Consider the following 18,120-nt stretch of genomic DNA (forward strand, 5'->3'; position numbering starts at 1 on the left):
TGATCACTGCGCTCCGCGACGAAGGTGCGCTTTAGGGCTGGGCGCGGTCAGCGCCATTGCTTCGGCAGCCTTGATCCGATCAATCCCTCCGAAGCGCCCGCGCGCGCCACGCCAGGGATAGCGCCCGAGCGTCACGAGCTCCTGCGCCAGCATGCCTGCCACCACCGGCGTCTGCTGTGGGAGATAGGCGACCTTGCGGGCAAAGGCGCGATCACGCCAGTCGCGCAGAGGCATGCCCTCATAATGGATTGCACCCGACGAGACCGGTTGCCGGCGGGCGAGCAGCTCGACCAATGTCGACTTGCCGGAACCGTTGTGGCCGATCAGGCTGATGATGCGTCCCGCCGGCAGCGACAGATCCAGCGGCGCGAGGAGAGGACGCCCGGTGATCGAGAAGCTGACGGCCTCAAGCGCGAACAGCTCGCCGACCCCGGCTGCGGCGTGGCGAGGCGATCCTTTGAAGTCATGATCTTGCGTCAGGCAGCGGGCAGGTCGAGCAATAGCCGAGATCGGGGATGAGATAGCGGATGCAGCAGACCCGCCGCAGCCGCTTCGGGCCGTCCCCCTCGTCGGGATAGCGGACAGGGTCGAACAACGGGTTCGGCCGGCCGTCAGGCAAGCGCCTTGCCGCCATCAGCGCCAGCGCATCCGCAACCGGGGCCGTGCGACCGATCGCTCCCTCGATACGCCTGACGATAAAGTCGAACATGTTGCCGGCATTGCTCCAGAGCACCTTGCGGGAGACACCGCTTGCAGCTGCGACAGCCGCGATCACCGGAGTAAGATGCCCGTCCATCAACGGGAGGAAGCGCTGGAAGGGGTTCGTCGGGATCGCGGGCTTGCCGGCGTCGCGCAGATGGATCGATTGCGTTACGCAGTCGTCGGAAAACGTGCAGCCGATCGCATCGATGCCAACATCGACCTCGTGTTCGGCCAGCAAGGCGATCGCCAGGAATGGCGGCAGCAGCGTCGCGAAATGCTGCTTGGCCCAGAGCGAGGCCACCGCCCGCCGGTCCGCCCCCGGATAGCGCCCGCTGCCGAAACGGGACAGGAGTTCTGCAAGGCGTTCGGCATCGACGAGATCGCTGCCGGGCGAGGATGGCGGCCTTTCGCTCGCCAATGCGAAACGCTCGCCATAGACGGCAAGGTCCCCGCTGAAGAGCGGGGCGAAAGCCGGAATCATCGCTGCCTCCACATCAGCGCGATGAAATAGCTGCCGCCAAGGAAAGTTGCGACCAGTCCGGCCGGGATCTGCCAGGGAAAAGCGACGATGCGGCCAGCGAGATCGGCCAACACCATCAACGCAGCCCCCAGGGTCGCCGCCGCAACGAGCTGCGGCAGCGGCTGACGAAAGCCGAGCAGGCGGACAGCATGGGGCGCCATCAGGCCGACGAAGCTGAGCGGTCCGATGATCAGGGTTCCGGTCGCCGTGGCGAGCGCCGTCGCCAGCAGGACGCTGAGCCGTGAAACCGTCAGCGGCATGCCGACGGAGCGCGAGGTCGTTTCGCCCAATGGCAGGATGGTCAGCCAGCGCGCGATCAGGGGTGAGCTTGCAAGGAGGAATGCGCCGATCGCGCAGGCGATCAACGCCTGTTCGGGCGTGACCCGATAGGTCGACCCCGCCATCCAGCCGAGGACGATGATCATGCGCGGATCGCCGGTCGCCAGCAATGTCGCCGTCAGCGCCGCGACCAGAGTGCTCAGCGCCACGCCGGTCAGCAGAACATGCTCCGGCGAGAGGGCCGAGCGCCGGCCGAGCCAGAGCATCAATGCGAGCACGATCAAGGCGCCCGAGGTCGCGGCCGCCAGGGTCAGAGCCGCAGTCGGCTGCGCCGCGATGAAGAGCACCATGATCAGGCCGAGCGTGGCACCGGATGAGATGCCGAGCAGTTCCGGACTCGCCATGGCGTTGCCGGTCAGGCGCTGCAACAGCGTGCCAGCCAGGCCGAAGAGCGCACCGGCCGCCAATGCGCCGGTCACGCGCGCTCCGCGCCATGGCAGATAGGTCGGCAGTTCGGGCAGGCTGCTCCAGTGCCACCCGTCCGGCACGCGCGCCAGCGACAGCGCCATCCAGATGGTCAGCGCGAGCACTGGTAGCGCACACAGCAGCAACAGCCATGGCCGCCCGAGTCGCGTAGAGGCTGGCTCGCCTCGCGTGCGCGGGTCATGGCCGGTGCGCAGTCGCGGCAGCATCCAGAGCAAGAGGCCGGCGCCGATCAGCGAGGTCATCGTGCCGGCTGGCAGATCGAGTGAGGGCCCCAACACCTGCAAAGCCTGGTCGGCGAGGCTGAGCAGCAGCGCACCGAAGATGGCGCTCCAGACCAGGCGGGAACCCAGTCGCCGCGCACCCGTCAGCCGCGCCAGCAACGGACCGGCGAGGCCGATGAAGCCAACCACTCCGACATGGGCGACGACGAGTGCCGAGAGCACAACGGCGAGAGTTAGGGCGGCGAGGCGGGTTAGCGGCAGCGACAGGCCCATGGCGCGCGCGACGTCGTCCTGCAGCGCCAGAACCGTCAGCGGGCGCACGAGCAGGGCGGCGAGCCCGGCAGCGACCATGGCGGGCGGCAGCAGCGCCCGCACGGCCAGCCAGTTGTTCTGGTTCAGCGATCCGGCCTGCCAGACGAAGAGATCGCGCAGCGCCTCCTGATGGAACAGCGCCAGCATGGCGTTGATACCGCTAAGATAGATGGTGACGACGAGGCCGGCGAGGATCAGCGCAAGTGGATCGAAGCGCTGGCGCCAGGCGAGCAGCATGACCAGCGCCATGGACGCGGCCCCGCCGATGACGGCGATGGCCTCGAAACCATAGTTGAACAGATTGGGCGTCCAGAGCGTCGCTGCGGCCAAGGCGAGCTTGGCCCCGGCGAAGACGCCCAGCGTCCCCGGCTCGGCCAAGGGGTTGCGCAGCACCTGCTGGAGCAGCGCTCCGGCGAGCCCGAGCGCGCCCCCGCAGATGAGCCCGACGATCAGGCGCGGCAGCATGCTGTAGTGCACGAAGAGCTGACGTAGATCGTCTGCTGCGGGTGACCATAGCGCCGTCCAACGCTGTTCCGGCGCGATGGTGCCCGCCAGTGCGAGCCAGAACAGGCCGGCCGCGACGGCAGCCATCGTCGTGGCCAGCAAAGGCGGCCTCGCGGCGCTCATGTCAGCCATGCGACGCCACCGTTCCTGCGAGCACGTCAGCGAGTTGCCGTGCGAAGCGGATCACCGAAACGGTGCCGCCATTCGGATAGATGACGGGCATGCCGAGCACACGCCCGCTCCGCACTGCCGGTAGCGCGTTCCAGATCGGGCTCTCGGCCAGCCGTTTCATCGCGCGCACCGTCTCGGCGCCGCGCTCGAAATGGACGATCAGCGCCTCCGGCGCCTCGACCAGCCGCTCGATCCCGATCGAAGCCGTGCCCCAGATATTGGCGCGCCCGGTGAAGGCGTTGTGCAGGCCGGTCCGGACGAGCACGTCCCCGACCATGCTGGCGGCGCCGAAGATCGCGGTACGCCGGCCGTCCTCGGCGAAGCGAAGCAGATAGATCGGCCGGCCGGCATGAGCACGCAGGCGTTCCGTCGCCGTCGCCAGTGCCGCATCGGCCTCGCGCTGCAGCGCTGCCGCCTGCGCCTCTCGACCGGAGAGCCCGGCGATCCGTGCAAGGAGGTCGCGCGTGAAGTCGAGCGGACCCTGGCCGCGTGCGAAGGTCGGTAGCCAGGTCACAGGCGCGATGCGCTCGAGCGGCTGAAGTGCCGAGGCTTGCCAGGACGCCGCGAGGATGAGGTCGGGTTTCAGATATTGCAGCAATTCGAGGTTCGGCTCGGTCAGCGGGCCGAGGTCGACAGCATCGGCCGGAGCGGTCGGAACACTGACTAGCCGCTGGTAGAGCGGCACATTGGCGATGGCGGCCGGCCGCGCACCCAGCGCGAGCAGGATCTCGGTGAAGGAGAGGTCCATCGAGACGATGCGCGGGCCGCCCTCGCGCCCCAGGGCGGCGGCGGGCATGAATGCCACCGCGCTGCCTGCCAGGAACCTGCGCCGTGACAGCACCCGTGCTTACCAACGATAGCTGAGCGAGGCCGAGACGGTGCGCGGATCGCCATAGCGGCAGCCGGTCGAGCCGGCGCAGGTCATGTACTGCTTGTCGAGCAGGTTCTTGGCCGAGACCTGCAGCACCATGCCCTTCAGCGACGGCGCGAGCTTCTCGAAATCATAGCTCACCATCGCGTCGACGATGGTCCGGCCCGGTACGTCATAGTCGAAGCCGATCAGGTTGGTGCCGCTGAGATAGCGCACGCCGCCACCGAGCCGGAGGCCCGGCAGGCCGATGCCGGAGAGCTCATAGTCGGCCCAGAGCGCGAAGGAGTGATAGGGCACGAGCTCGACCCGCTGTCCGAGCGCAACCGGGTCATTGCTCTTCGTTGTCCGGGCGTCGGTATAGGAGTAGGCGGCGACGAGGTTCAGCCGGTCGAGGCTGGCCTTGGCCTCGAGCTCGACGCCGCGCGAGCGCACCTCGCCGGTCTGGACCGAGAAGGCGAAGGGCGCCACCGGGTCCGGCGTCAGCGCGTTCGTCTGCTTGAGGTCGTAGACCGCCGCGCTGAACAGCAGGTTGGTGCCCGGCGGCTGGTAGCGGATGCCGGCTTCGTATTGCTCGCCCTCGGTCGGTTTGAACGGGTTGCCCAGCCTGTCGGTCTGGATCTGCGGCTCGAAGGACTGGCTGTAGCTGACATAGGGCGCAAAGCCGTTGTCGAAGAGGTAGACGAGGCCGGCGCGGCCGGTGAAGGCGCTGTCGTCGAACTTCGCGATGCTGTTGTTGGCGTAGCGGCGGATGCGGGTGTCCGCCCAGTCATGCCGGCCGCCGAGGACAACCACCCATTTGTCGGCGATCTTGATCTGGTCCTGCAGATAGACGCCGTATTGGTTGCTGAGATTATCGGTGCCGTTGTCGACCGCGCCAAGCGTCGGATAGGTCGTGCCGTAGACCGGTGCGTAGATGTCGAGCAGCGGGCCGACCGTGCCGTTGCGCCGGTGCGTGTCGTAGGTGCGCCGGTAGGTGTCGAGCCCGCCGATCAGCGTGTGCTTGATCGGGCCGGTGTCGAATTTGGCCTCCAGCGAGGTGTCGGTGGTGAAGCCGGTCGACGTCTCGTCGCGTTTGCTGACGCCGCGGTTCAGCGTGCGCCCATTGGCGGCGAGGCTGCCGAAGGTCAGATAGTCCCAGGCCAGATCGGCGTGGAAATAGCGCAGATTGTGCCTGAGCTTCAGAGTGTCGCTGAAGCTGTGCTCGAACAGGTAGCCGAGCGCATATTGATCGCCGTCATAGCGGTCAAAGCTCGGCTCGCCGATGAAGAGGTTTCGCGGGATCTGGTTGAAGCGCGTATTGGCATAGGGCATCGGCGGCGCGAAGCGCGTCCGGACCTGCTGGTAATAGCCGAGCAAGGTCAGCGAGGTCGCTGCGCTCGGCGTCCACGTCAGCGCCGGCGCGATGTAGATCTTGTCATCACGGACATGGTCGACCTGCGTGTCTGATTTCCGCACCAGGCCGGTGAGCCGGTAGGAGAACTGGCCGTCCGCGGTCAGCGGGCCACCTACGTCGGCAGAGAGTTGGCGCCGATTGTAGCTGCCATATTCGAGATTAACCTCGCCGAAGCGCGTCGGCGTCGGGCGCTTGCTGATCGCGTTGATGGCGCCGCCAGGCGTGAGCTGCCCGTAGAGCACCGAGGCCGCGCCCTTCAGCACCTCGATGCGCTCGAGCCCGTAAGGCTCCTGGCTGCCATCGTAGACATTGGACTGCAGCTTCATGCCGTCGCGCAGATTGCCGGAGTTGCCGGTGGCGACGTTGAAGCCGCGGACCATGAAATCGTCGGCGATGCGCGTGAAGATCGAGGATTGCGAGGTGACGCCGGCGGTGTAGCTCAGCGAGTCCGCGATCGACTTCGATCCGGTGTTGCGGATCTGATCGCGGGTGACGATCGAGATCGACTGCGGCGTCTCGAGCAACGGCGTGTCGGTCTTGCTGCCGCTGGCGCTGCGCGTCGCGACATAGCCGTTGACCGGCCCCCAGGCCGTCTCGCCTTGCACCTCGATCGTGTCGAGCGACAGCGCCCCGCCCGCCTGCGAATAGGCGGCAGCGACGCCGGGGCGTTCAATGGTCACGCTGCCCGGCGCCGTGAAACGGTATGTGAGGCCCGTGCCGGCGAGAAGGGTGGCGACCGCCGCCTCCGGCGTGATGTCGCCTGCTACCCCGGACGTGGTCTTGCCCCTGGTCAATGGCGTCGGAAAGACGAGGCGCAGACCCGCCTGGCGGCCGAGCGTGAGCAGCGCCTGTTCAAGCGGGCCGGCCGGCACCGAGATCGCGATCGTCCGGCGCTGCTGCGCAGCAGCGGGAGCGGTGGAAGCAAGCGTCATTGCCGCCAGCGATACGCCCATCGCCGCTGCCCGCAGCATTCTGGTAGCCTTGCGCACTGCGCCACCCGTCACCATTACGACCCTCTTGCATCACCCCGGGCGCGCCGGTCTGCGCGCCGTCCCGATGGGTAAGAGCCTGGCGCTCGCAACCTCCTGACCTCGGCGACGAAGTTTTTCAGCGAGACCGCACGATCACCATCAACCCGGTCAGCCGCGTCACGCTGACCGGCAGGCTGGCCTCCAGCGTCGCCAGGGCCTCGTCGGTGTCGGAGACGTCGAAGACGCCCGAGATGCGCTGGCGGGCGGCGCGCTCGTCGAGGACAAGGATGCGGCCCCTGCGGTAGCGGCCGAGCGTCGCCAGAACCTCGGACAAGGGCCTGTCGGAGAAGACCAGCTTGCCGTCCTTCCAGGCGACCTGCTCCGCGACGTCGGGACGGGAGAGCACAAGCTTGCCATCGCTGCCCAGCGTCGCCTCGTCACCAGCCTTCAATTCGACCTGCGCTTCACGACTGCGCACGGCGACACGTCCCTCTTCGACCGCGACCTCGGGCCCGCGGCCGTCATGCGAGAGCTGCATCGCAAAGCGGGTTCCGAGCGCCGTGGCTTCGAGCGTCTCGCCAGCCGCGACGAACGGGCGGGTCGGCATCGGCGCGACCTCGAAATACGCTTCGCCGCGCAGGAGTTCGACCCGGCGGCGCGAGCTGTCGAAGCGCAGGCGCAGCGCCGTATCGGTGTTCAGGACCGCACGGGACCCGTCCGGCAAGGCGACGCTCCGGATCTCGCCGACGCCCGTGCTGTAATCGGCTTGGAGGCGCTCGACCCATCCGGTCTGCGAAACACCCAGTCCTACTGCCGCCAGCAGCAACACGCCAAGACCTGCCGCGCGGCGTGCACGGCGGGCCGCGCGCAGCTTCCGCAGGCGATCCTTCGGAACGGGAGCCTCCTTGAGCTCGCCCCAGAGCGAGGAGAGATCCCGATAGGCCTCGGCGTTCTTCGGGTCGCGGGCGCACCAGGCGGCGAATCCGTCGCGGTCGGCGGCCGTCGCGTCGCTCGACTGCAGGCGCGCGACCCATCCGGCAGCCTCCTCGCTGCGACGCTCTTCCTGCGAATGATCGTCTCGTTGCGCCATACCTGTTCCTGCCGAGCGATCAACCAGGGCGCGGCCCTCGGCGAACGCCTCTATCCGAGGTAGAGCGCAGAAGCCGCCGGCTCCTGACCTGGCTTCAGGAGAAAATCTCGGCACGGATGTCGCGGCAGCGCAGCAGCGCCTTGATGATGTGCTTCTCGACCATGTTGCGCGAGATGCCCAGGAGCTTGGCAATCTCGCCATTGGCGAGGCCGTGCAGGCGACTCAGGATGAACACCTCCTGGCAGCGGGCCGGAAGTGCCTCGATGGCCCTGGCCATCATCAGGAGCGCTTGCCTGCTCTGGACGACGCGCTCGGGGCCCGGAGCCTCTTCCGCATGATCCTCGACCTGTCCGTCGACGAGGAACAGCGCATTGTCGAGCCGTGCCCGCTGCGCGCTTGCCCGCGCAACCGATTTTGCGATCTGGAAGAGATAGGCCTGCGGATTCTCGATGACCGTGCGCGGCGCGATGTCGAGCAGGCGCACGAAGGTCTCCTGCGTCGCATCAGCGGCGTCCTCTCGATTGCGCAGCCGGCGCATGAAGAAGCGCCGCAGGCGCCCTTGCTCCACGCGGTGCAATCTCTCGAAGGCAGCGGCATTCATCGGCGCGAACCTCACCCTGCTCATGCACTTCGCCGGCATGCACGCGCGAAAACCAACAGTCGAGATCGGGGCGAGGGCCCCAATATCGATCGAGCAAACGCTCACCCAGCGACGCCAATGTGAAACCCGCGCCGCGTGCGGCACGCATAGCGACTTCAAAAAAGAGACGCAATCGCAATGATTTAGAGAGTTTCTAGACTGCTTGGGCGCCTAGGAAACGCGATGAAGCGCTCATCCTGTCTCGCAGCCCAATCGAACTGCCGCGTCATGTCTGCTTTACGAGGCGCCTCAGCGTCGGCGTAAGGGGAGCGGCTTCCAGCGAGCATTCTGCCGAAGTGCCGGCATAGGTGCCGTGGCTATCGTTATACTTTCTCATCGCGAGTGAGCCGCCAGAGAAGATAAATCCCGCCAAGCAATCCGGTCGTCAGGCCGATCGGCAGGTTGAGGCCGGACGGGACGCGCTGGCTGATCAGGTCCGCCGCCAGCAGCAGGACCGCGCCCATCGCCGCGCCGGGCAGCAACGGCACGTCAGGTGAGCGGCACAGCCGGCGGGCGAGCTGCGGCCCCGCCAGGGCGATGAAGGCGATCGGCCCGGCCGCCGCCGTGGCCATGGCGGTCAGGCCGACTCCCGTCATCACCATGGCAAGCCTGGTGCGCTCGACGGCAACGCCGAGCTGGCTGGCGGTGTCGTCGCCCATTTCGAGCAAGGCGAGGCGCCGGGCGTAGAGCAGCGCGATCGGCGCGATCAGCGTCAGGCCAAGCGCAGCCGGCACGGCATGGGACCAGCTACGCGCCGTAAGCGATCCCGCCAGCCAGATCTGGGCGGAGATCGAACGGTCGAGATCGCTTGCCACCAACAGTACAGTGTTGACGCCAGACAGGGTTGCCCCGACGCCGATCCCGACCATTACCAGCCGGTAGCCGCCGGTGACGCGCCCTTTCAGCGCGAGCAGGAGGACGAGCGCTGCGGTCGCCATCCCCGAGAACACCGCCGCCAGCGCGACGGCGAGTGGATCGGCGCCGAACAGGATGATCTGCACGATCGCGCCGGTCGCTGCTCCGGTGGTGAAGCCGATGATGTCGGGCGAGCCCAGCGCATTGCGCGAGATCGACTGGAAGATGGCGCCGGCCATGCCGAGCGCCGCACCGACGCAAGCGGCTGTGACGACCCGCGGTAGCCGCAAGCCCCAGATCACGCGCTCGGCCATCGGGTTTTCGCCGCGGCCGAGCAAGGTGGCGACGACCTCGGCCGGCGCTAAGGCGAGCGTGCCGGTGCCGAGCAGGATGATGGCGAGCGCGAGACCGAGGCCGGTCAAAAGGGCGCAGACCAGCACGGTGCGCGGCCGCCAGTGCAGCGAGAACGAGCCGAGCCTGAGTGGTTCTGCGCGCGTGGTCATGGCCGGCTCACCCGAAAACGGCGCACTGCCAAAATGAAGAAGGGACCACCGAGAAGGGCGACGACAATTCCCACGGCGACCTCCGCAGGCGCCGCGACGACGCGCCCGACCAGATCAGCGCCGAGCAGGAGGAGCGCGGCGAAGAGCGCCGAGCTAGGCAGGATCCAGCGATGGTCAGGACCGGCAAGCGCCCGCGCCAGATGCGGCGCGATCAGGCCGACGAACCCGATCGGCCCGGCAGCGGCCGTGGCGACACCGGCCAGCAGCATCACTGCCAGGCAGGCCAACAGCCAGATCGTACGCGGCGCGGCTCCGAGCGCTTGGCCGAGCTCCTGGCCCAGAGCCAGGGCGTTGAGACCGCCGACGATCGACAAGGCCACGGCAAAGCCCGCCGCAACGCCGACCGCCAGGACGAGTGAGGCTTCGAAGCTTGCTCCCTCGACCGAGCCGGCCGCCCAATGGCGGAAATTGTCGAAGGCAATGGGTGAGGCGTTGATCACCATGATGCCGGTGATCGCGCTAAGCACGATCGAGAGCCCGGCGCCGGCGAGCACGAGCCGGACGGGATTGGTCCCGGTCTCATGCGCCCGCCCGAGCAGGAACACGGCGGCGCCGGCGAGGCCCGCTCCGAGCGCAGCGAGCCAGACATAGTGGGCGGGCCGCGTCAGGCCGAGCAGGGTGACCCCGAGCACGACGGCGACAGCAGCGCCGGCATTGATGCCGAGCAGGCCCGGCTCGGCCAGGGCATTGCGAGTGACCGCCTGCATGATTGCCCCGGCAAGGCCGAGCGCCGCGCCGGCGAGAACCGCCGTGATCAGCCGCGGCACCCGCAACTGCCAGACGACCAGATGCAGATCGTTGCCGGGATCATAAGCCCGCAGAGCGGCGAGAACGGTGGCGGGCGGGATCGGCCGCGACCCGACCGCCAGACTTGCCAGCGCCAGCACGGCGAGCACGATGATGCCGATGGCGAGCCACCACCGGCGCCGGTGTTGCCTCATATGCGCTGTCTCATGGCTTGGCGAAGCTCTCGCGCAAGCGCTCGATGACCTGGCGTCCGGAATAGGGATCGATGCGGAAGGAGGTCAGACCGAGCGGGTAGACCCGCTTGCCGGTGACGGCGGGATGATTGGCCAGCACCGGCTCGGCCAGAAAGGCCTCGACATCCTTCTGCGTCGCGCGCAGGAGGAGGACAGTATCGGCGGCGATCGCGGCCGAGAGGTTCTCGCGCGAGAAGAACTCGAAATCCGAGGGGCGCGCCGAATTCGGCTTCAGCTCCGGCGGCAGGCCGACGACCTCGAAGCCCAGAGCCGAGACGAGCTTGGCGACCGGGCTCGCCGTCCGCGCCACCGAATAGCTGCCGGCAATGTTGTAGCCGACGATGCTGGCCTTCGTGCCCTTCGCGGCGATGGTGGCCGCAGCGGCGGCGAGATCGGCATCGAAGCGGGCGATCGCGGCCGCCACCTCCTTTTCCAGGCCGGTCGCCTTGCCGAGCTCGCTCGCCAGCTCCTGCCAGCTCCTGCTCGAGTAGTCGACGACAAGGGTCGGCACGCCAAGCGCCTCCAGCTCGGTCCGATGCTGGAGGATGCTGTCGGCGCCGGTGGTCGAGGCGATCACCAAATCCGGTTTCCAGCCGAGCACCGCCTCGATGTCGAATTTCAGGTTGGGATAGAGCACCTTGACGCCGCGCTTGTCGGCATCGCCAGCCCATTGCGAGAAGAAGCCCTTGGCGTCGGTGAGCGGGCTTGGCGTCGTCGCCGTGCTTGCCAGCAAGGGCGCCTCGATCGCCAGCAGGATGCCGGTGACGCTCGGCGTGGTCGAGACGATGCGCTGCGGCTTCCTGGCCAGCGTCAATTCGCCGGCGGCGTGCCGGATGGTGCGGGGCCAGCCGGCATTTTGGCTATGGGCCGGCTGACCGTTTCCGCCCAAGGCAGCCGCGAGGGTGATGACAGCGATGAAGAGCTTGATGAGGGGCATCGTCGATGTTTCTGGCCGGTGTCGTCCTGCGGGGCCGGGAGCCGGGCTCTGCCCCCGCGCTGCGCGTCCGAGCGCATGCACGCCATTCCTCATGACGGATCGTATCCCGCCATGCAATATGGACGTAGGATAGGGAGTCAGTTATCGAGCGTAAAGCCGCTGACGGTGACTGCTTTACCACAACAAGAACCGAAAGGGATGCCGTCGAAGGTCACAAATTCGACGATGTCGACTGTAGATTGGAAGAATTGAAAAGTACTTCGCGACCCGACTCCCGCCTCCACGCGGATGCGCTGACGCTCCGCTACGAGGCGCGCACGATCTCGACCGGTCTCTCGCTCGCGATCGCCGACGGCTCGTTCACCGTGATCGTCGGCCCCAATGCCTGCGGCAAGTCGACCCTGCTGCGAGCCCTGTCGCGCTTGCTCACGCCCGCCGCCGGCCAGGTGATCCTCGATGGACGGCGGATCGGCGAGCGCCCGGCCAAGGAGGTCGCGCGGCGCCTCGGCCTCCTGCCGCAGAGCGCGATCGCGCCCGACGGCATCAGCGTCGCCGACCTCGTCGCCCGCGGCCGCTATCCGCATCAGTCCTTCCTGCGGCAATGGTCGAGAGCGGATGAAGCGGCGGTCGACGCCGCGATGCGGTCGACGCGCGTCGACACGCTTTCGACGCGCCCGGTCGACGAGCTCTCCGGCGGCCAGCGCCAGCGCGTCTGGATCGCGATGGTCCTGGCGCAGCAGACGCCGATCCTGCTGCTCGACGAGCCGACGACCTTCCTCGACATCGCCCACCAGATCGAGCTGCTCGACCTGCTCGCCGAGCTCAACGCGCAGGGGCGGACGATCGTCGCGGTGCTGCACGACCTCAACCAGGCCTGCCGCTATGCCTCGCACGTCGTCGCGATGAAGGATGGCGCGATCGTCGCCGAGGGTAGCCCGGCGGGCATCGTCACGGCCGAGCTGATCGAGGCGGTCTTCGGCTTGTCCTGCATCGTCATCGCCGATCCGGTCGCGGGAACCCCGCTGATCGTGCCCAGGGGACAGGGCCGGGCATCCGGTTCCGGCGAACGGTCGAACTGACCATGGCAAAGCAGCTTCACATCGGATTGAGCCTGACGCCGACCTGGCTGAAGGGCAGGACGGCGGATGATCCGGACGCCGTGCCGGCCCGCGATCCCGTCGAGTTCAACCTCGCGCTGACCCGGATGGCGGAACAGGCCAAGCTCGATTTCGTCTTCAAGCCCGACTACCTCATGCTGCATCCGGGCATGAGCAGCGGTTTCGTCGGCCTCGACCCGACTCTGTTGCTGACCGCGATCGCGCGCGAAACGCAGAAGATCGGGATCGTCACCACCGTCTCGACCAGCTTCAACCCGCCCTATGTCGTGGCGCGCCAGATCCAGTCGCTGCACTGGATCAGCAAGGGACGCGCCGGGCTCAACATCGTCACCTCGATCGAGGGCGCGGAGAACTTCGGCGAGGCGCCGATGCCGCCGCCGGAGGTCCGCTACCGCAAGGCAGCCGAGTTCACCGATGTCATGCGTCGGCTCTGGCGGAGCTATCCGCATGAGGCGCTGACGGGCGCGGTGCCGAGCGCCGCGATCGAGCATTGCGGCGAATTCTTCAGCGTGAAGGGGCCGCTCAACGTGCCCGGCCACGCGGCGGGGCCGCCGCCGCTGTTCCAGGCCGGCGCCTCCGATATCGGGCGCGACTTCGCGTCTTCGATCGCCGATGCGACCTTTGCCGCCATGCCCGATCGTGAGGCGGGCATCGAACTGCGCGGCGACCTGCGCCGGCGCGCGCAGGGGCATGGCCGCAGCCCGGATTCGGTGCGGGTGCTGCCGGGCCTGCATTTCTTCCTCGCCGAGACGCGCGAAGAAGCCTGGGCGCTGCATGCGCGGGCGCACGCCCATCTCACCGCCGAGCAGCGCCGCAAGATGGTGACGTCCGTCCTCGGGCTCGACCTCGGCGACCTGCCACCCGAAGCGCGGGTGACGGCTGAGATGCTGCCGCCTCCCGATACGCCGGTGCGCAGCCGCACCCATGCCGACCTGCTCCGGCGCTTCATCGAGACGAACCACCCGACGGTGGCGCAGGTGCTGGCGCGGCCGGAAGTCGTCGGCTCGGCTCACTGGGTCTGCGTCGGGACCGTCGACGACGTCCTCGCCGAGATCACTGCCTGGTTCGAGGCCGGAGCGATCGACGGCTTCATCGCGATCCCAGGCGGCTCGATGCAATCGCTGCGTCTGTTCATGGAGGAGCTGGTGCCGGCGCTGGCGCGGCGAGGCCTGTTCCGCAGCGACTATGAAGGCACGATGCTGCGCCAGCATCTGCGGATCGACGAGGAGCAATAATGCGGCTCAGGCGCCGCCAGAGTCCCGCGTCGCAGCCTGCGCCGCCGCGAACAAGGCGGCGCGGTGGCCCTCGGTCTCGGCCGTCTTCACGAAAGAGACGGTGGTGACGACGCAGGCGATCTCGCCGAGCGCGTTGAAGACCGGCGCCGCCTTGCCGGTCAGCAGCGAGAACAGATGCTCGTTCAGCTCCGCGCCGCCCTCGCGCCTGACGGTGTCGAGCATCTCGCCGGGCGGGCGGTTGCCGCGGAACGAGGCCGGCTGCAGCTTGCGCGCGGCAGCGATCGCCTCCTTCGGCAGATGCGCCTGGAAGACGAAGCCGCAGGCGGTGTTGTCGACCGGCAGGACATCGCCCAGCGTCACCGTGCTGAGCGCGAAATCGGTATTGCGATACCAACGCACGATGGTCGGGCCGCGCTCTGTCCAGATCGCGACGCCGCAGCTGGCGGCGATCTCGGACGCCAGCGCCTTCATCGCCCGCGCCGCGACCTCGACAGCGTCGATGCGCCGGAGCGCACGCACCCCTATGCTCAGCGCCATGGGGCCGAGATCGTAATAGCCAGTCACATCGTCCTGCGCCGCCAGTCCTTCCCGCACCAGGCTCTGCATGTAGCGATGGGCGGTGGACGAGCCGGTGCGTGCCCGCCGGGCGATCTCGCCCAGAACAAGGGGCCCGTCCGCCTTGGCCAGGATGTCGAGGAAGCGGGCGGCGATCGAGACCGACTGGATCGTCGCCGAACGTTTGGTGCTGAGGCTGGTCGTCATGCGAATCGCGGCAGGAAAGCGCGGCAGATGCCGGCCCGCGCTTTGTGACACCGGGAGCCTGCTGGGGACAAGCACCACCCTCATTCGAGGGCTTCCAAACACCACGCCACACCAGGCCTAAGAACTGCGACAGGAAAAGCACAGCGGGGTGGCAATACGGCGATTCTGCGCCTGCTTCGTGTTGACATGCGGAATGCATCCCACACTGTAGGATCATTCAATGTGACCTCGCGAGCCACGGCCCCGTCCCCAGCCAGCGAGACTCGACCGGGTGGTGGGGAATCATGTCGTCCAAGCTTGTCCTGATGCGCAGCGTGAGCTTCATGTCGCTGATCGCCGTCGCGGCGGCGATGCCGGCCTTCGCGCAGAGCACTTCGGCCCCGGCTGCCGGCACGATCGAGCTCGATGCGATCACGGTCACCGGCGAGAAGGTCGAGCGCGATCTGAAGAACACCGCTTCGTCGGTCTCGGTCAAAACCGACAAGGACATCGCCCGCGAGAACACCGGCAACGCCACGGTCTCCGAGATTCTCGTCGGCACGCCCAACGTGACCTACACCGACACGGTCAGCGCCCCGATCATCCGCGGCCAGGACACGCAAGGCCCGCTCACCGGCCAGAACTCGTTCTGGGGCGGCACGGTGCCGCGCGCCACGATCAATGTCGACGGCCACTATCTCAGCTACAACGAGTTCTATTTCGGCGCGACCTCGCCCTGGGACGTCAAGAGCATCGAGGTCTTCCGCGGGCCGCAGACGACATCGCAGGGCGCCAACGCCATCGCCGGCGCGATCATCGTCAACACCAAGGACCCGACCTTCACGCGCGAAGCGGGCTTCCTGACCGAGTTCGGCAGCTATGCGACGCGGCGCGCCGCGCTGATGCTGTCCGGTCCCATCATCAAAGATCAGTTGGCCGGGCGCATCACGCTCGACTATTCCGGCCGCGACACCTTCATCGACTACATCAGCCCGAACTTCCAGACGCGCTATGCCGACCAGGACTTCCGGAACCTGAACCTGCGGGCCAAGTTGCTCTGGCGCCCGAGCGAACTGCCCGGTTTCGAGGCGAAGCTCACCTATTCGCGCAATGAGAGCAACCGGCCGAGCCAGGAGGCGGCGTCGGCCCCGTTCGACCGGCTGAAGCACGTCACCACGACGATGCCGAGCTTCAAGCAGAACAGCAACACCGGCATCCTCGATCTCAGCTATGACTTCGGCAACCGCTTCAAGATCTTCAACCAGACCCAGTACACCGACCTCTCGGTGAGCCGGAAGACGGGCCTGCTCGGCAATGGCGACGCCTATATCAACCAGACCAACATCTCGAACGAGCTCAGGCTGACCTATGGCGACCAGAACGACGTCCTCAGCGGCGTCGCCGGCGTCTACTATGCCCACACCAAGACGGACGAGATCCTCTACCTCACCGGCCAGTCAACCTTCGACGATACCAAGCGCAATCTCGGCGTGTTCGGCGAGATGAGCTACCGTCTGACCGACCGCTGGACCTTCACCGGCTCGCTGCGCTTCCAGCAGGATCAGATCGAGCGCGTCGGCCGCACCGTCTTCGCGGCGCAGGGCGTCGATTTCGACAAGACCTTCCAGGCCGTCCTGCCGAAGGCCTCGATCGCCTATGCGGTGACGCCGGACTGGACTGTCGGCGCATTGGTCAATCGCGGTTACAATCCCGGCGGCGTCTCGCTCAACCTCACCGCTGGCCAGTGGCAGCCGTTCAAGGAGGAGACGCTCTGGAACTATGAGCTGTTCACCCGCGCCAGCCTGCTCAACAACCGGCTGAATGTCAGCGGCAACCTGTTCTACACCGATTTCCAGAACGCCCAGTACTTCATCCCGGTCGTGCTCACGACGGGCGTGGTCCAGTCCTATGCGATCAATGCCGAGAAGGCCCATGCCTATGGCCTCGAGGTCAGTGCCGACTATCGCCTGCTCGACAATCTGACGCTGAAGGCCGGCGGCGGCCTGCTGCGCACCGAGATCGACAAGATCTCCGCCAATACCGGCTACAAGGGCAACGAGTTCGCGAAATCGCCTGGCTATATGCTGAGCTTCGGCGTGAGTTGGGACGTCACCAGCAAGCTCAACCTCACCGCCCAGCTCCGGCACACCGACGGCTACTATTCAGACGTCGCCAATACGCGTCTCTACCTGATCAAGCCCTATACGATCGCCGACTTCCGGGCGAGCTACCAGGTCACCGACAACCTGCAGGTCTACGGCTACGTGAAGAACATCTTCGACGAGCGCGCGCCGACCTACATGCAGCAGAACCGCGGCATCGGCGGCACCGAGGCGAGCATGACCGAGCCGCGCATGTTCGGCGCCGGCATCAAGGGCACGTTCTGAACGAAGGCGCCCTCCGCGCCTCACAATCCTGGGCCGGCGGAGCGATTGTGCCCGCTGCGCTCCTGTCGACCTCGTCCCGCCGTCCTGCAAGGAGGTTCGCATGAACGACCTGTCGCGCCCGGCCGCGCCGCCGCCCGGCCCACCCCTGCGCCTGCTCCAGCAGATCGCCGCCTATCGCACCTCCCATTGCATCCGCACCGCCGTCGAGCTCGGCATCCCCGCTTTGCTGCAGGAGGGGCCACAGACCGCAGGTGAACTCGCCGAACGCATCGGCGGCAAGGCAGAGCTGCTCGCGCGGCTGCTCGGCCACCTCGTCAATGAAGAGATCATCGGTCGCGATGATGCAGGCCGCTATATCGCCCTGCCGACGACGCGCGCCCTCGTTCCCGGCCATCCCCATTCGCTGGTGCCCTGGGTCCGCTTCGAGCTCGATCCGCTGCACGGGCGCGCCTGGGAGCGGCTCGGCGAACAGATCCGGCGCGGCACGCCTGCCTTCGAGCTCGCCCATGGCAGCCCGTTCTTCAGCTGGCTCGGCCAGGACGAGGCGGCGCAGGAGCGCTTCGACATCCAGATGCGCGCGATCGCGACGGCGCTGATCGGCGTCGCGGTGCGTCACATCCAGTTCGCGGCCGGCGAGACGATCGTCGACGTCGGCGGTGGCGACGGCTCGCTGCTGGCTGAGTTGCTGGGCCGCAATCCCGGCACCACCGGTGTGCTGTTCGAGCTGCCGCGGGCAACCGAAGCGCTCAATCCGCGCTTCGCCGAGCTGGTGCGGGCGGGGCGCGCCCGGGTGCAGCACGGCTCGTTCTTCGACGAGATCCCGCCCGGTGGCGACGCCTACGTCTTCAGCCGGATCCTGCACGACTTCGACGACGCAGCCGCCGGCCGGATCCTCGCCAATGCGAAAGCCGCGACCAAGGGGCCTGAGCGTTTCGTCGTGGTCGACATCATGGTCGATCCCGCCCGCGCTAGGCCAAACGAGACCTCGCAGGATCTGCTGATGATGGTGCTGATGGGTGGGCAGGAGCGCAGCGCCGGCGAGTTCTCTGAGCTGCTGGCCGCGAGCGGCTTCGAGACCGCCGCGGTGACGCCGACCGCGTCGCCTTTCCATATCCTGGAGTTCCGCCACCCGCGGTGACGCGGG

General features: G+C 67.4%; 15 protein-coding genes. 4 read left to right on the top strand and 11 right to left on the bottom strand.

Annotated elements, in window-relative coordinates; all coding sequences use genetic code 11:
- Nucleotides 1-3 precede the first annotated feature (3 nt).
- From AC07O0_RS25335 to fepB, 10 genes are all read right to left on the bottom strand, one after another.
- Nucleotides 4-576, bottom strand: a complete 573-nt coding sequence (locus tag AC07O0_RS25335) for an ATP-binding cassette domain-containing protein (RefSeq protein WP_494626921.1) — start codon at nt 574-576, stop codon at nt 4-6.
- Nucleotides 464-1,183: a siderophore-iron reductase FhuF gene (gene fhuF / locus AC07O0_RS25340; protein WP_494626842.1), complete on the bottom strand. Its 720-nt coding sequence runs from the start codon at nt 1,181-1,183 to the stop codon at nt 464-466. The genes AC07O0_RS25335 and fhuF overlap by 113 nt, the downstream gene beginning before the upstream one ends.
- Entirely contained in the window at nt 1,180-3,156 is a 1,977-nt protein-coding gene (gene fhuB, locus AC07O0_RS25345) for a Fe(3+)-hydroxamate ABC transporter permease FhuB (protein WP_494626844.1), read from the bottom strand. Before fhuB ends, fhuF begins: the two co-directional genes overlap by 4 nt.
- Entirely contained in the window at nt 3,149-3,991 is an 843-nt protein-coding gene (locus AC07O0_RS25350; protein ID WP_494626846.1) for an ABC transporter substrate-binding protein, read from the bottom strand. The genes fhuB and AC07O0_RS25350 overlap by 8 nt, the downstream gene beginning before the upstream one ends.
- Before the next feature lie 51 nt (nt 3,992-4,042).
- A complete protein-coding gene (locus AC07O0_RS25355) occupies nt 4,043-6,430 on the bottom strand; it encodes a TonB-dependent siderophore receptor (RefSeq protein WP_494626847.1) in 2,388 nt (795 codons plus the stop codon).
- A gap of 136 nt (nt 6,431-6,566) precedes the next feature.
- A complete protein-coding gene (locus AC07O0_RS25360) occupies nt 6,567-7,520 on the bottom strand; it encodes a FecR family protein (protein WP_494626849.1) in 954 nt (317 codons plus the stop codon).
- 94 nt (nt 7,521-7,614) lie between these two features.
- The gene (locus tag AC07O0_RS25365) at nt 7,615-8,121 is read right to left on the bottom strand and encodes an RNA polymerase sigma factor (protein WP_494626923.1); all 507 of its coding nucleotides are present in this window, start codon (nt 8,119-8,121) and stop codon (nt 7,615-7,617) included.
- Nucleotides 8,122-8,483: 362 nt separating this feature from the next.
- Complete coding sequence (locus AC07O0_RS25370; RefSeq protein WP_494626850.1) at nt 8,484-9,518, bottom strand: FecCD family ABC transporter permease; 1,035 nt, start codon at nt 9,516-9,518, stop codon at nt 8,484-8,486.
- On the bottom strand, nt 9,515-10,519 hold the full coding sequence (locus AC07O0_RS25375; RefSeq protein ID WP_494626852.1) for a FecCD family ABC transporter permease: 1,005 nt from the start codon (nt 10,517-10,519) through the stop codon (nt 9,515-9,517). Before AC07O0_RS25375 ends, AC07O0_RS25370 begins: the two co-directional genes overlap by 4 nt.
- 10 nt (nt 10,520-10,529) lie before the next feature.
- The gene (gene fepB / locus AC07O0_RS25380; protein WP_494626854.1) at nt 10,530-11,495 is read right to left on the bottom strand and encodes a Fe2+-enterobactin ABC transporter substrate-binding protein; all 966 of its coding nucleotides are present in this window, start codon (nt 11,493-11,495) and stop codon (nt 10,530-10,532) included.
- 239 nt (nt 11,496-11,734) lie between these two features.
- Between fepB and AC07O0_RS25385 the strand changes: the two genes are divergently transcribed.
- Nucleotides 11,735-12,574, top strand: coding sequence for an ABC transporter ATP-binding protein (locus AC07O0_RS25385; protein WP_494626856.1), 840 nt, complete (start codon nt 11,735-11,737; stop codon nt 12,572-12,574).
- Nucleotides 12,571-13,848, top strand: coding sequence for an NtaA/DmoA family FMN-dependent monooxygenase (locus tag AC07O0_RS25390; RefSeq protein WP_494626925.1), 1,278 nt, complete (start codon nt 12,571-12,573; stop codon nt 13,846-13,848). Before AC07O0_RS25385 ends, AC07O0_RS25390 begins: the two co-directional genes overlap by 4 nt.
- Before the next feature lie 6 nt (nt 13,849-13,854).
- Here AC07O0_RS25390 and AC07O0_RS25395 read toward each other — a convergent pair whose 3' ends face one another.
- Nucleotides 13,855-14,610, bottom strand: a complete 756-nt coding sequence (locus AC07O0_RS25395) for an IclR family transcriptional regulator (protein WP_494626858.1) — start codon at nt 14,608-14,610, stop codon at nt 13,855-13,857.
- A 284-nt stretch (nt 14,611-14,894) separates the two neighbouring features.
- On the opposite strand from AC07O0_RS25395, the gene AC07O0_RS25400 reads away from it, so the two are divergent.
- Together AC07O0_RS25400 and AC07O0_RS25405 are read left to right on the top strand one after the other, a co-directional pair.
- Entirely contained in the window at nt 14,895-16,976 is a 2,082-nt protein-coding gene (locus tag AC07O0_RS25400; RefSeq protein WP_494626860.1) for a TonB-dependent receptor, read from the top strand.
- A 100-nt stretch (nt 16,977-17,076) separates the two neighbouring features.
- Nucleotides 17,077-18,114 (top strand): methyltransferase, encoded by a 1,038-nt coding sequence (locus AC07O0_RS25405; RefSeq protein WP_494626862.1) that lies wholly within the window; start codon nt 17,077-17,079, stop codon nt 18,112-18,114.
- The last annotated feature ends 6 nt before the right edge of the window (nt 18,115-18,120 follow it).

The organism is Allobosea sp. GW821-FHT10B12 (assembly GCF_059415545.1).